This is a genomic window from Streptomyces tibetensis, assembly GCF_040647715.1.
GTDB classification, from domain to species: Bacteria; Actinomycetota; Actinomycetes; order Streptomycetales; family Streptomycetaceae; genus Streptomyces; species Streptomyces tibetensis_A.
In genome coordinates this window covers 243445-257733 of the sequence record NZ_JBEZCR010000012.1, presented here as the reverse complement: position 1 = coordinate 257733, position 14289 = coordinate 243445, and the positions used below count along the sequence as shown (strand labels likewise).

11 protein-coding genes and 1 pseudogene are annotated in these 14289 nt (G+C 69.7%); 9 read left to right on the top strand and 3 right to left on the bottom strand.

What is annotated here, in order from left to right:
• The first annotated feature begins 32 nt into the window (after positions 1-32).
• The 7 genes and pseudogenes from AB0B29_RS29910 (at position 33) to AB0B29_RS29880 (ending at position 7393) form a co-directional block, all read left to right on the top strand.
• The gene (locus AB0B29_RS29910) at positions 33-1250 is read left to right on the top strand and encodes an acyl-CoA dehydrogenase family protein (RefSeq protein ID WP_362244571.1); all 1218 of its coding nucleotides are present in this window, start codon (positions 33-35) and stop codon (positions 1248-1250) included.
• A gap of 11 nt (positions 1251-1261) precedes the next feature.
• The gene (gene ssuE, locus AB0B29_RS29905; protein WP_362244570.1) at positions 1262-1819 is read left to right on the top strand and encodes an NADPH-dependent FMN reductase; all 558 of its coding nucleotides are present in this window, start codon (positions 1262-1264) and stop codon (positions 1817-1819) included.
• Positions 1816-3003, top strand: a complete 1188-nt coding sequence (locus tag AB0B29_RS29900) for an SfnB family sulfur acquisition oxidoreductase (RefSeq protein ID WP_362244569.1) — start codon at positions 1816-1818, stop codon at positions 3001-3003. Before ssuE ends, AB0B29_RS29900 begins: the two co-directional genes overlap by 4 nt.
• A gap of 25 nt (positions 3004-3028) precedes the next feature.
• Complete coding sequence (locus AB0B29_RS29895; protein ID WP_362244568.1) at positions 3029-4189, top strand: LLM class flavin-dependent oxidoreductase; 1161 nt, start codon at positions 3029-3031, stop codon at positions 4187-4189.
• Between the two features lie 32 nt (positions 4190-4221).
• Positions 4222-4503, top strand: a pseudogene (locus tag AB0B29_RS29890) (glutathione S-transferase family protein); the annotation flags it as partial.
• A gap of 549 nt (positions 4504-5052) precedes the next feature.
• The gene (locus AB0B29_RS29885; protein WP_362244567.1) at positions 5053-5184 is read left to right on the top strand and encodes a hypothetical protein; all 132 of its coding nucleotides are present in this window, start codon (positions 5053-5055) and stop codon (positions 5182-5184) included.
• Positions 5185-5287: 103 nt separating this feature from the next.
• Positions 5288-7393: an ABC transporter ATP-binding protein gene (locus AB0B29_RS29880; protein ID WP_362244566.1), complete on the top strand. Its 2106-nt coding sequence runs from the start codon at positions 5288-5290 to the stop codon at positions 7391-7393.
• Between the two features lie 1042 nt (positions 7394-8435).
• Here AB0B29_RS29880 and AB0B29_RS29875 read toward each other — a convergent pair.
• From AB0B29_RS29875 to AB0B29_RS29865, 3 genes are read right to left on the bottom strand one after another with little or no spacing between them, the layout of a single operon-like run.
• Entirely contained in the window at positions 8436-9560 is a 1125-nt protein-coding gene (locus tag AB0B29_RS29875) for an acyltransferase family protein (protein WP_436845906.1), read from the bottom strand.
• Complete coding sequence (locus AB0B29_RS29870) at positions 9560-11926, bottom strand: bifunctional polysaccharide deacetylase/glycosyltransferase family 2 protein (RefSeq protein ID WP_362244564.1); 2367 nt, start codon at positions 11924-11926, stop codon at positions 9560-9562. The genes AB0B29_RS29875 and AB0B29_RS29870 overlap by 1 nt, the downstream gene beginning before the upstream one ends.
• Before the next feature lie 18 nt (positions 11927-11944).
• Positions 11945-12352 carry a hypothetical protein gene (locus AB0B29_RS29865; protein ID WP_362244563.1) on the bottom strand — a complete coding sequence of 136 codons (408 nt, stop codon included), beginning with the start codon at positions 12350-12352 and terminating at the stop codon, positions 11945-11947.
• 308 nt (positions 12353-12660) lie between these two features.
• Here AB0B29_RS29865 and AB0B29_RS29860 point away from each other — a divergent pair, with 308 nt between their 5' ends.
• Together AB0B29_RS29860 and AB0B29_RS29855 are read left to right on the top strand one after the other, a co-directional pair.
• Positions 12661-13689: a chitinase gene (locus AB0B29_RS29860; protein WP_362244562.1), complete on the top strand. Its 1029-nt coding sequence runs from the start codon at positions 12661-12663 to the stop codon at positions 13687-13689.
• A 205-nt stretch (positions 13690-13894) separates the two neighbouring features.
• Positions 13895-14233, top strand: coding sequence for a hypothetical protein (locus AB0B29_RS29855; RefSeq protein WP_362244561.1), 339 nt, complete (start codon positions 13895-13897; stop codon positions 14231-14233).
• Positions 14234-14289 lie beyond the last annotated feature (56 nt).

The following is a 14289-nucleotide window of genomic DNA, read 5'->3' as shown; positions in this document are numbered from 1 at the left end:
CGCATCCGCACCCAAGACGAAAGGACTTCACCATGAGCACCGCCGCACCGGCCGACTGGAAGACCGCCCCCGCCCCGAGGACCGCCCAGGACTGGATCGCCCGCGCCGCAGAGGTCGCCGCCGTCCTCGCCACCGACGCCGTCGCCCGCGACAAGGCCGCGGCCACCCCGTACGCCGAGGTCCAGCTGCTGAAGGACTCCGGCCTGGTCACCCTCCTCGGCCCCGTCGAGCACGGAGGCGCGGGCCAGGAGTGGCCCACCGCCTACCGCGTCGTCCGCGAGGTCGCCAAGGCCGACGGCTCCATCGGCCAGCTGCTCGGCTACCACTACCTGTGGAACTGGGCCGCCCGTCTGGTCGCCACCCGCGAACAGTGGGAGCACGTGGAGGCCGAGGCCGCCCGCAATCAGTGGTTCTTCGGCGGCGCGGTCAATCCGCGCGACGAGGACGTGACGGTGAAGGACGAGGGCGACACCCTCACCTTCACCGGACGCAAGTCCTTCTCCACCGGCAGCAAGGTCTCCGACGTCACCGTCCTCGAAGGCGTCCTGGAGGGCACCGACGACCACGTCTTCGCCATTGTCCCGTCCGACAGCGAGGGCTTGGTCTTCCACGACGACTGGGACAACATCGGCCAGCGCCTGACCGAGAGCGGCGGCGTCACCATTGACGCCGTACGCGTCCCCTGGTCGGCCGCGGCGGGCTACGTGGACAAGCAGTTCCAGCCGCGCATCTACAACACCCTGAACGTGCCCACCATCCAGCTCGTCTTCGTCAACTTCTACCTCGGCATCGCCGCCGGCGCCCTGGAGACCGCCGTCACCTACACCCGGACCAAGTCCCGCGCCTGGCTGCACGGCGGTCAGGAACACGCGGTGGACGAGCCGTACGTCATCGACACCTACGGCGACCTCACCGCCAAGCTGTGGGCCGTCGAAGCGCTGGCCGACGCCGTGGCCGTCGAGGGCCAGAAGCTGCACGACGCCCCGGACGCGGTCACCGAGCAGGCCCGCGGCGAGTTCGAGGTGCGGGTGGCCGCGGTGAAGGCCCGCGCCACCGACGTGGCCCTGGAGGTCACCAACCGGATCTTCGAGGTGACCGGCGCCCGCGCCACCGCCTCCGCCGAGGGCCTCGACCGCTTCTGGCGCAACGTCCGCACCCACACGCTTCACGACCCGGTGGCCTACAAGCGCCGCGAGATCGGCCGCCACGTCCTCACGGGCGAACTGCCGCAGCCCACCTGGTACTCCTGAAAGGTCCTCCGATGGCCACCATCCTGTCCGTCTCCGGAAGCCCCTCCGCCACCTCCCGCACCGCCCGGCTGCTGCGCCACCTGGACGACCGGCTCAGGGCCCAGGGGCACGACGTGATCCCGTTCGACGTCCGCACGCTCCCGCCCGAGGCCCTGCTGCACGCCGACTTCCGGCATACGGCGATCGTCGAGGCCACCGCCCTGTTCGAACGCGCGGACGGCATCGTGATCGGCACGCCCGTCTACAAGGCCGCCTACTCCGGCCTGCTCAAGGCCCTGCTCGACCTGCTCCCGCAGTACGCGCTCGCGGGCAAGACCGTCCTCCCGCTGGCCACCGGTGGCACCACCGCCCACGTCCTGGCCATCGACTACGCCCTGCGCCCCGTACTGAACTCCATGGGCGCCGCCCACATCACGCCGGGCTGGTTCACCCTCGACAAGGACATCACCGTGGACGACGACGGCACCCTGACCGTTGCGCCCGGAGCTGCCGGGGCCCTGGCCCAGGTCACCGACCAGTTCTCGCTCGCCCTCGGGGGCCGCCCGACCCTGCTGGCGGTCACCGGATGAGCGCAGTGACCATGATCGGCAGCGACGACGAGGCCCTCGCCGTCGCCGCCGAACTGGCCGCCGAATTCCGGGAAGAGGCCACCGAGCGGGACGCGCTGCGCAGGCTCCCGCACGCGGAGGTGGAGCGGCTGTCCGCCTCTGGGCTGCTCGGTGTGACGGTGCCCGAGGAGTTCGGCGGCGCGGACGTCCGTGCGGAGACTCTCGCCGAGATCTTCCGGCTGCTGGCCGCTGCCGACGCCAGCCTCGCCCAGATCCCGCAGAGCCACTTCGTGTACGTCAGCGTGCTGCGCCGGCAAGGGACGCGGGAACAGCAGAAGTTCTTCTTCGGCGAGGTGCTGGGCGGCAGGAGGTTCGGCAACGCGCAGTCCGAGGCGGGCACCAAGCACGTCCAGGACATCAGGACCCGGCTCGTGCGGCGCCCGGACGGGACGTACGTCCTCGACGGCCTCAAGCACTACTCCACCGGCGCGCTGTTCGCCCACTGGATCCCGGTCCTCGCCCGCGCCGGCGACGACACCCTGCACGTGGCGTACGTACCGCGCGACGCGCCCGGCCTCACGGTCGTGGACGACTGGGACGGCATGGGACAGCGCACGACCGCCAGCGGAACCGTCCGCCTGGAGTCGGTGCCCGTCCCCGCCGACCGGGTCCTGCCGCACCACCTCACTTTCCAGGGCCCTCAACTCCATGGCGCCGTGGCCCAGTTGCTGCATGCCGCCATCGACGCCGGGATCGCCTCCGGAGCGCTCGCCGAGGCCGTGGAGTTCGTCCACACGAAGAGCCGCCCCTGGTTCGAGAGCGGGTTCGACACCGCCGCAGAGGATCCGCTGCTGATCCAGCGTTTCGGCGAGCTGGCGATCCGGGTACGTGCCGCCGACGCTCTGCTCGCCGCCGCGGCGAGGTCCGTGGACGCCGCCCGCGCCGACCTCACCGACGACTCGGCCGCCGAGGCGTCGATCGCGGTCGCCGCCGCCAAGGTGACGGCGGCGAAGGCCGCCGTGGAGGTCGGCAGTGCCCTCTTCGAAGTCTCCGGAACCCGAGCGGCGCTCGACTCCCTGGGCCTGCACCGCCACTGGCGCGACGCCCGCACCCACACCCTGCACGACCCGGCCCGCTGGAAGGTCCAGCACATCGGCCGCCACGTCCTGAACGGGACCAGGCCGCCCCGACACGGCCTCCTCTGACGAACAACCCTGATCGGAGCCCCACGTGTCCCTCACCTTCCACTGGTTCCTGCCCACCAACGGCGACAGCCGCCACGTCGTCGGCGGCGGCCACGGCACCCCCGCCACCGCTTTCGGCCGGGACCGGCCGCCCACGGTCGCCTACCTCAGCCAGATCGCCCGCGCCGCCGAGGACCTGGGCTTTGTCGGCGCGCTCACGCCTACCGGCGCCTGGTGCGAGGACGCCTGGCTGACCACCGCCATGGTCAGCCAGAACACCGAACGCCTTAAGTTCCTCGTCGCTTTCCGGCCCGGCTTCGTCTCGCCCACGCTCGCCGCGCAGATGGCGTCCACTTTCCAGCGGCAGACCGGCGGACGGCTGCTCCTCAACGTCGTCACCGGTGGCGAGGGCCACGAGCAGCGTGCCTACGGCGACTTCCTCGACAAGGACGACCGTTACCGCCGTACCGGCGAATTCCTGCAGATCGTACGAGGACTGTGGGAGGGAAAGAGCGTCGACCTGGACGGTGAGCACCTGCGCGTGGAGGACGCCACGCTGGCCCGGCTGCCCGACCCGGTTCCCGAGGTGTACTTCGGCGGCTCCTCGCCCGCGGCGGGGGAGGTCGCCGCCCGGTACGTCGACACCTACCTCACCTGGGGTGAACCGCCTGCCGCCGTAGCCGAGAAGATCGCCTGGATCCGGTCGCTGGCGGCGACGGAGGGCCGCACCCTCCGCTTCGGCATCCGGCTGCACGTCATCACCCGGGACACCTCCGAGCAGGCCTGGGCGGAGGCGAACCGGCTCCTCGACGGCTTCGACTCCGACATCGTGGCGTCCGTGCAGGCCGGGCTCGCCCGCAGCGAGTCCGAGGGACAGCAGCGCATGCTCGCCCTGCACGGCGGCGGCAGCCGGGACCGGCTGGAGATCCACCCCAACCTGTGGGCCGGCATCGGCCTGGTACGCGGCGGTGCGGGCACCGCCCTGGTCGGCAGCCACGACGAGGTCGCCGAGCGGATCAAGGAGTACGCCGATCTGGGCATCGAGGAGTTCATCCTCTCCGGCTATCCGCACCTGGAGGAGGCGTACTGGTTCGGCGAGGGCGTCCTGCCGAGGCTTCAGGCGCAGGGCCTGTGGCAGCACCCCTTCGGCAAGCAGGGAACCCCCTCCGCGCAGGTCCCCTTCGCCGGCGCCGGCAGACCGCGATGACCCACGTGATCGCCGACGACGCCGAGCCGGTTGTGCAGTTGTGGGTGACGCTGGTGCAGCTGGACACCGTGGACCGCCACCACCTGGACGCCGCCGCGGTTGACCGGATCGCCGGCCATCCCCGTCTGTGGGCGTAGGCACGACGGCTGGCGGCGCACCCCGCCTTCGGCTCTCACCTCGACCTGGACGGCATCGCCCGCAGGCATCACGCCCCCTGCCGGGGCACTGAGGCCGCCGGCGCGGCAGTACCGATCGTTGACTGGGCGGCGTACGCACGACGGGACGCATCGGAGCCGGTGCGCCAGTCCGGCTGACCGGGAGGCGGGGCGGACACGCAGCCTCCGGCGTTTTCATGGGACTGCAATACCGACACCGCGACCGTGAGGCGTAGGCACGGCCTCCCCCTCCGGCGCCGCCACGCCCGATGACACTCTGCTCGACCAGGCCCCGTATCACGTCGAGCACCTGCGTCTGGGCATCACCGACACCCCGGCCGAAGCGCCCGAGCCGGTCGCGATCCCCTGACACCCGCTGTGCGGGCAGCCTTCGTAGATGCGCGCCTTCTCGGCCTCGGCGAGTGGGACTTCCCGCTGAACCGGCTGCTGCACAAGGCGCTGGACGTCTCCATGGCCCGCCGTTGAACCACCGCCGAGGGCACACCCTCAGGATTCTCAAAGAAACCCCGGCCTCTCAAAGGAACTCCACAGCTCTCCAAGTAACTCATAGGTGCTGACAGGGAGTTCACAGTGCTCCTTTGCCATTTTTGCCGTTCGGCAGCACGAGAAGTGTGTAGGTTTCTCGATGTCGGGATCCGGACGCGGAATCCCGCGAACGACGGAACTACAAAGCACTTAGGAGTTGGAATGAGCTTCAAGAAGCTTGCCCCGCTGCCCCCGAAGCCCAAGTCGAAGCAGCTTCCCCCGCCGCCGAAGCCGAAGCCCAAGAAGCACGCCCACAAGCCGCTTCCCAAGCCGCTGCCCGGCCAGGGCCACTGATCCGGCGCTGAGCAAAAGGGGGTCGATGGTGCGCCGTCGACCCCCTTTTGTGCATTCCTGAATTCAAAAGAACCGGGAGATGGGAAAGCGGAGGGAGTCTGACATGGATATAGGTGACGACGAGGGCGACGAGCTCGAATACGAGGACACGCCCACCATCCCTGCACGAACCGCATTCCGTCGTTTCTGGCCGCTGACCAGAGGCCTGCGCCGCTGGCTCCTGGTCGTCTTCATCTGCACCGTGCTCGCCGCACTGGCCGAGACCGAGGCCATCCTCCTGTTCGGCGACCTCACCGACAACGCCCTGGAGAAGGGCTCCCTCGGCGCGTTCTGGTCCCCGGCGGTCAAGTGGCTGGGCATCGCAGTGGTCGGCGCGATCGTCGCGTACGCGGGCAACTCCCTTGCCGCCTGGGCGACCGAGCGCTTCGTGATGCGGCTGCGCGAGCACGTCTTCAACCACGTCCAGCAGATGCCGCCGCATTTCTTCCAGCGCCACCGCCAGGGCGACCTGCTCTCGCGCCTGACCGGCGATGTCGAAGCGATTGAGACGATGGTCGTGTCCGGCCTGGTGGGCGCGGCCTCGGCGGCCTTCTCCGCCCTCTTCTACGCCGCCGCGGCGTTCTGGCTGCGCTGGGACCTGGCCGCCGCCACCTTCGTCCTGGCCCCCCTGTTCTGGCTGGCGGCCCGCCGTTTCTCCGGCGCCATCAAGGACGTCTCCCGCGAGGGCCGGGTCGCCGACGGCGCGATCACCTCCGTCGTCGCGGAGTCCCTCGGCAACATCGTGCTCACCCAGGCCTACGACCGCCGGGACGCGGAACGGCGCCGCCTGAACGAGGAGGCGGCCGCCTGGTTCCGCGCCTCGGTCCGCTCCACCCGCCTGAACGAGGCGTACGAGCAGCTGGTGCAGGTCATCGAGACGGTCTGCGTCCTGGCCGTGATCGGTATCGGCGCCTGGGAGATCTCCACCGGCCGCATGACCCTCGGGCAGCTCCTCGCCTTCGCCGCCTTCCTCGGCTACCTCTACCCGCCCGTGCGCGGCCTGGCCCAGCTCGGCCTCACGGTCACGGCGGCCACTGCGGGCGCCGAGCGGCTCATCGAGATCCTGGACGTGCAGCCCTCGGTCACCGACCCCCGCCGCGGCACGGACACCGGCCGCCCGGACGGAACAGTCGAGGTGCGCAACGTCTTCTTCGGCTACCCCGGCACCGACAAGCCCGCCCTGAAGGACCTCTCCTTCACGGTGAACCCCGGCGAGCTCGTGATCATCACCGGTCCGAGCGGCGCCGGCAAGTCCACGGTCTCCAAGCTCCTCCTGCGCTTCTACGACCCGGACGCCGGCGAACTGCTGCTGGACGGCATCCCCCTGCGCGACTTCCCGCTGGCCCGCCTGCGCGAGTACGTCACCCTGCTCCCCCAGGAGACCCTGGTCCTGCACGACACGGTCCGCGCGAACATCGCCTGCGGCCGGCCCGGCTCCAGTGACCAGGCGATCGAGGAGGCGGCGAGGGCGGCCGACGCCCACGACTTCATCGTCCGGCTCCCCGACGGCTACGACACCAAGGTCGACCCCAGCTCGGCCCGCCTGTCCGGCGGCCAGCTCCAGCGCCTGGCGATCGCCCGCGCGATCCTGCGCGACGCGCCGGTCCTGGTGCTGGACGAGCCCACGACGGGTCTGGACGCGATGGCGGCCCGCCGTGTCGTGCAGCCCCTGCGCCGCCTGATGAGCGGCCGCGCGACCATCATGATCACCCACGACCTCAACCTCGCCCCCGACGCCGACCGCATCCTCGTCGTGGACCGGGGCCGCATCGTCGAGACGGGCCGCCACGAGGAACTCCTCACACGAGGCGGGGCGTACGCACGACTGCACCGCTCGCAGAACAGCGCGGTGATGGACACCGGCGAGCTGCGGCTGCCGCTGTCGTTCGACACCCAGGAGGGGGCGTTCGCCCAGGCTGAGTTCGCCCGGGACCCGGCCCAGGGATACCAGAACCCGCCCGGCCACAGCCCCCGGTACGACGCCTGCACCCCCACCGCACCCACCTGGCCCGAGCCGGCCAACGCCCCCGGCTATCACTATGACCACGACTACGGCCACAACGCCTACGCCCCCGTGCCCACCGCGTTCCCGGACGGCCGCCCCCTGTTCCGCGACGAGACGTCCTATCACCCGGGACCCGGCCCCCACTCAGGTCCATCACACTCCTGATGAGGACAGAGCTGGATGCGATCTCTCCGTTTCGTGTCAGTGGGATGACTGCCTGTGGCGGCTCTGCTCGGCGATGGATGCGGGCGCAGGTTCTTTGACACTGCAGGCTCCGCGTGCCTCCTCCACCGTCGGGGCCGCGGTGTGGGTGGGCTCGGCACTGTGGACATCAAGGCGCCCAGGATGGGCAGTGAGGAACGTGCCGCTCTCGAACCCTCAGGGAACAGCACAGGAACTTGCGTGTCGTCGAAGTCCTGCAAGGCCCATCCGTTGTAGTCGGCATTCACCGGATACTCCTGGCGTCTGATCAGGCCGGCCATGTCACCCACCCCTTGTCGTCATCTGGTGCGAAGGGCTCCGGCATCGTCGATCTTCGACGGCGAAATCACTGCGGAACCAGCCGTTGCACGGCGAGGCGGCGGCAGCTGCACAGGCAAGAGTTGGGCCTCGGCGCTCTTCGAAAGACCGCACAGGTGGCTTGAATCAGTCATTGAGATGGGCATCGAGGCGAACGTGGGCGTTGGTGGTGGGAGCACGTTTGGGTGCCGCTCTTCTGCCGGTGGCCGGGCCTTCGGGTCCGGCCACCGGCGTGTTCGGGGTGCTGTCGGGTTGCTCGCGCGGCGCGGCCGGTGTATGCGGCCGTCGTTGTCGGGGGGCTGGCATGGGTGGTGGGCGCCGGTCGCCGCCGCTGTGGCGGATGGCTTCGGTGGCGTGCTGCCCGCGGGTGGACGGCGGAGATGTCGGCGAGGGCACGGCGGGCGCCGACGATGCGCTGGACGGAGTATTCGCCGTGTCGCAGGCGTACGCCTCGATGCGCAGGGAGGGCTGGTCGACGCGACTGAGACGCGCCACGCCGTCACGGAGGCCCCGACCGGTCAACGGTCGGGGCCTCGCAGCTGCGTATCCGGGTTGTTCACCGCTGGTGAGAGGAGTGCCGATCAATCTGCCGGGCGACACCGCCACCGACGGCAACCCCAGGTACGCGCCCGGGGTCTCCGAGCGGAACCGGGAACATGCGCTGCAGCGGTAGGCCGCCGGCACCCGCTCAGGGGAGGAACCGTGGCTTCTTCCTCGCCGCCACGTCTTCCACCCACCCGCATGCCAGGACGAACCCGGCGATCAGGACCCAGCCGACGCCGAACATGAACCACTGGCTCTCCAGCGGCAGGTACGTTTCGAAGGCCGGCACCTTCCAGAACTGGTCGATCAGCGGTACGGCGAGGATCAGCGCGATCTCGTGCCAGAGGTAGATCGTCACGGCTCGGGCGTTGAAGACCGTCACGAGCCGGTCCAGCCGCTTGAGCCGGGTCAGTCCGGCGAAGTCGATCCGGAAGCGGGCCTTCGCCCACATCAGGAGCATCACGAAACCGGCCGACCAGAAGGCCTGCGCGAGCGGGTTCTCGTCGAGGTCGTACGTACCGGACTCGGCCTGGTGCGAGAGCGCGTACCAGCCGCCGTAACCCAGGGCCGCGAGCGAGAGGAGCACCACAGCGGCCGGTTTCATCCGCTGGAGCACCCCGTCGCGGTGGGCGAAGCCGAGGATCCAGCAGAAAAGGTACGTCGCCAGGTCCCACAGGGCGGTGCCGAGCCGGTTGTCCGGACCGGACCAGACGAAGTTCAGAACCAGGATGGGGCCCAGGGACAGCACCAGGACGGGGACGGGAGCGAGCCGGAACAGCTTCAGCAGGAGCGGGGAGAGCAGGACGAACCACAGGTACGTCCGCAGGTACCAGAGGATCTCCCAGGCCTGCTCGCCCCACGCGTTGCCCGGCGGGTCGCCGAGGGGGACGACCCAGTAGACGATCTGCCAGCCCGGCATCCAGCCGTGGACGAGCATCGCGACGACCACGAAGAGACCCCAGAACCAGAATGGGGGCAACAGGCGGCGCAGGCGGCTCTTCACCACCGTCAGCGCTGGGCGCTCCAGGGACTTCGCCATCAGGGTCCCGGCCAGGCCGAACATGATCCCCATCGACGGGAAGACCAGGCCGGCCCAGGCCCAGCCGAAGGTGTGGTACGCGACGACGCGGACGAGGGCCACGGCTCGGAGCGTGTCGAAGTAACGGTCCCGGCCGGTGGCCGTCGGCCGGAGTGCGGAATCCACCGCGGGCATCGGTGCGGTGTCCCCGGCACTGCCCGGGCGGACGGCTCCCTTGCTGTGCGCCCCCATCAGCCGACCCCCGCCGGAGTCCCGACCTCGCCCGTCCGCTTCAGCTTCTGCCAGCGCAGGCGGCCGCCGGTGAGGGCGGTGATGCAGGAGTGGATGAGGACGAGGTACATCATCTGGCGGTAGGCCAACTGCTGGAGCGGCATCATCAGCAGATAGCGGTACTTCTCGCGGTCGAGGCGGAAGGCGTACGCCGCGCAGAACAGCTGGACGCCGAGCACCGCCAGCCACGCCAGCAGCGCCGCGGTGAAGTCGACGAAGACCATCGAGTAGACCGTGAACACGTCGATGAGCGGGGCGAAGACCGGCGTGATGATCTGGAAGAGGACCACCAGCGGCATGCCGACCCGGCCGAAACGGCCCGAAGGTCCCTTGTCGGTCAGGGACTTGCGGTGCTTCCACAGGGCCTGCATCGTGCCGTAGGACCAGCGGTAGCGCTGCGACCACAGCTGCTTCAGGGAGCCCGGCGCCTCGGTCCAGGCGCGTGCGTGCTCCTGGTAGACGACCCGCCAGCCCTGCCGGTGCATGGCGATGGTGATGTCGGTGTCCTCGGCGAGGGTGTCCTCGCTCATACCGCCGACCTGGAGGACGGCCTCGCGGCGGAACGCGCCGATCGCGCCCGGGATGGTCGGCATGCAGCGCAGCAGGTCGTACATGCGGCGGTCGAGGTTGAAGCCCATGACGTACTCGATGTGCTGCCAGGCTCCGATGACGGTGTCGCGGTTGCCGACCTTGGCGTTGCCGGCGACGGCGCCGACGGCCGGGTCGGCGAAGGGCTGCACCAACTGCCCTACGGTGTCGGCCTCGAAGACCGTGTCGCCGTCCATCATGACGACGATGTCGTGGCTGGCGCTGCGCACACCGTTGTTGAGGGCCGCCGGCTTGCCGGCGTTGTCCTGGCGGATGACGCGGACGTTCGTCATGCCGAGCTCGTGGGCCGCCGCCCGCGCGATCTCCGACGTGCCGTCCGTCGAGCCGTCGTCGACCACGATGATCTCGATCGGGTGGGTGCTCCGCGCCAGCGACTCCAGGGTGTTGGCGATGCACTCCTTCTCGTTGTACGCCGGGACGATCACGGTCACCGGCCGGGTGACCGGCGCTCCCCAGCTGAACCGGCGTCTGTTGCGCTGCCGGTAGTGGCGGCGGGCGAGGATCAGCATCATCCCGAAGCGGCCCATGACCGCGACGCCCACGACCATCAGCCCGACCGAGAGCGTGGGCACCATCAACTCCGCGACGGCCACGGCCGCGACGAGCGCCTTGCCCTCGTAGAGGGTCGTTCCGGTGGCTTCGCGGTGCGCGGCCTGGAGCGGGGACGCGTTCGCGCCCTGGCCCCCCTGAGCGCCCTGGGCCTGTCCGGTCGGCAGGCCCGCGGGTTGTTCAGGCCCGGTCGCGCCCGACTGCTCGCCGCTCGTCGTCCCGGTCGTGCCCGCCGCCTCGGCTCCTGCTTCGGCTCCTGTTCCCGTTCGCGCCGCCTGCCGCTCGGTGGCGGTCCGCGCCTCGATGACCCCGCTGATGGTGGTGAAGGTGTACCCCTTCGCCCGCATCTTCTCGATGTACTGAGGCAGCGCCTTGATCGTCTGTTCGCGGTCGCCGCCCGCGTCGTGCATGAGCACTGATGCGCCCGAAGTCCCCTTCGGTGTGGCCCACTTGACGATCTTCGTGACGCCCGGTTTCTTCCAGTCGTCGCTGTCGGTGTCGACGAAGACGCTGGTGTAGCCGTCGGCCCCGAGCTGCTTGTAGACGGGCCAGCTGTAGTTGTCAACGGCGTCGGTCTCGGAGGAGTACGGCGCCCGGAACAGCGTGGTCGTGATGCCGGCCGCGCCCGCCAGCGCGAGCTGCGTCTGGGTCATCTCGCGCCGGACACGGGCGCCGCTCTGGTAGGAGAGGTCGACGTGGGTGAAGGTGTGGATGCCCACCTCGTTGCCCTGTTCGACCATGTCTCGCACGATGCCCGGGTAGCGCGAGACCATCGCCCCGACCACGAAGAACGTGGCGGGAACGTCGTACTTCTCCAAGACCCTGAGCACCTCGGGCGTGTACGTCGGGTTCGGGCCGTCGTCGAAGGTCAGCGCGATCGTCTTGTCAGGGACGGAGATCGTCGTGGCCTGGCCGCCCCGGAAGGTGACGATGGGACCGCCGTTGAGGATCTTGTCGGGTACCTTGCTCGAGCTGGCGCCTTCCCGCACGCGCTGGTCGCCGCCGACTTCGGCGCGCAGATAGCCGTCGAGCAGCATGATGCTGGTCAGGGCGAGCAGGAGCAGCAGGGCGAGGATGACCCGGGGTTTCTGCAGGGCCGCGGCCTTGCCCGCGGCCCGTTCGATCCGGGAGGGGGCGCGCCGGCGGCCGCGCGAGGGTGTCGTCGTCATGGGGGTATCGCGTTCTCGTCAGTCGGCGACCGCGGCGGGGGACGCGGTCGCGGCGGAGCTGGGCGGGGCATCGGTGGCGGTGCCGGTGGGCGGGGTTCCGGTCGGCTTGGCGGGCGGAGTGCCGGAGCCGCCGGGCGGCTCGGCGGCACCGGGGCCGGTGCCTTCGGGGCCGTTCCGGCCACCGCTGAACGGCACCAGCGAGGACGGGTTGATCGAGGTGCCGATGCCCATGAACGCCATGCCGAGCACGACCGCGTACCCGAGGCAGACGACACCGACCAGGAGGCCTATCCGGCGCAGCACCCTGGAACGGCGACCGGAGGTGTCAACGAACACGGGTCCTTCGGCGGACTCGTTGCCGCGTTTGCGGCGGCGCCCGCGCCCGGGGACGGCGGCGCGGTTTTCGATGGCAGGCTCGGAATGCATTCCCCGGATGTTAGGGAGTCTTTATGTGGCCTAAACTCTGGCTTTCTTGTGAGAGGCCTATGAGAAGCGCCTCAACCTGTCCTTATCCTGAGAGATTTCGAGAATTCCTGCGCGACGCGAGGTGGGGCGAAAAGAGTCGAACACCTTAAAAGTCCGCCCTGACAATGCCCTTTGACGGCTTCTGTCCATGCAGTCTCTGTGCGGTGACTGTGTGCCCTAGGGCCCGGCGAGTGTGAGACGTTTCCCCTCCGGAAGCGTTTTTTTGTTTCCGTCCTGAGACAGAAATGACGAGAGTGAGTGGATACGCCATGCGGAGCCTCCTGAAGCCGGCGGCCGGGCTCACCTGCCTTTTCGTGCTGGCCACCGCGGGGTGCTCCGCGGAATCCCACGGCACCTCGGACAGGGCACCGGCTGCGCCGGAACAGACGACGGCGGCCCCGGGCGGGGATGCCTCGGCGGCCACCGCCTACGCCCCCTACGTCAATGCCACCGACGCGTCCGACAACGACTCCGCGGGCTCCCCGACGACGTACAACCTGGCCTTCGTGATATCCGACGGCAGTGGCTGCACACCCCAGTGGAACGGCACGGACGCCATCGGTGACGCGGCCGTCGCGTCCCGAATCGAGCGGCTCAAGGAAGACGGCGCCTCGGTGCGCGTCTCCTTCGGCGGGGCCTCGGGCAAGGAGCTCGCGGCGACCTGCGGCAGCGCGGCCGGGCTCGCCGAGGCGTATGGCAAGGCGCTGGACGCAGCCGGCTCCGCACAGGCCGACTTCGACATCGAAGGAGATGACCTCACCGACTCCGACTCTGTGGACCTGCGCTCCGAGGCGATCGCGCTCCTTCAGAAGTCCCGCGACGACCTGACTGTTTCCTTCACCCTCCCGGTGATGCCGTCCGGCCTGGAGGCGGACAGCCTGGCCCTGCTGGAGTCCGCCAACCAGCACGACGTCCAGGTCTCCACGGTCAACCTCATGACCATGAACTACGGCGAGTCCTACGACGGCGACATGGGCGGCTACGCGCTCACCTCCGCCAAGGCAGCCCACACCCAACTCAAGGAGGTCTTCGGGCTGTCCACAGCTGCGGCCTGGCGGGGCATGGCACTCACCTCGATGGTCGGCGTCAACGACGTCGACGGCGAGACGTTCACCCTCTCCGACGCGGCCCAGGTACGGGCGTTCGCCGAGGAGAAGGAGATCGCATGGGTGTCGATGTGGGCCACCTTCCGCGACCAGCGGTGCGAGGAGGGCAACGCGGAGAACGACGACGCCAAGACGGACTGCAGCGGGGTGGATCAGGAGGCGGGGGCGTTCGCGAAGGCGTTCGCGGGCTGAGCGGGAGCGAGTTCAACCTCAGTAGCTGTGCGCCGACGGGTTACCGCAGGTCGGCGGCCGGCCCACAGGTTCTTCCTGCCCCGACCGGCTGTTCCGCTGGTGGTCTGGCCGCCGCAGGTGTTCTGGATGACGGCGGCGCCGTCGGAGGGCCGGACAGAGGCGGCCGAGTCGCTCGGCATGACCGGCGGCCAGAGGCATGCGGCACGTGCTCCTCCCACAGGCCCTGCGCGTCATCGCGCCCCCGTCGGCCAACCAGTTCATCAACCTCTTCAAGGCCACCCCTCTGGTCGCCTTCATCTCCGGCCTGGACCTGCTCTCGGCCGTCGCCCACATCTGTGCGAACACTTACCAGGTCGTGCTGCTCCTGATCGTGGCGAGCCCTTGGTACCTGGTCCTGGTCTCCCTGGTCACAGTGGGACAGCACTTCCTGGAGCGGCGCTCGTACCAGGGGAGCGGGCGCACGACCACGAAGGGAGCCAAACAAGGATTCCGATGCTGCAGGCCCGCGGACTCCGCAACTCCTTCGGTCCCCTCAGAGTCCTGAACGGACTCGATTTCGATGTCGCCGGCGGAGGGGTGGTGTGCCTGGAGCACCCCGGC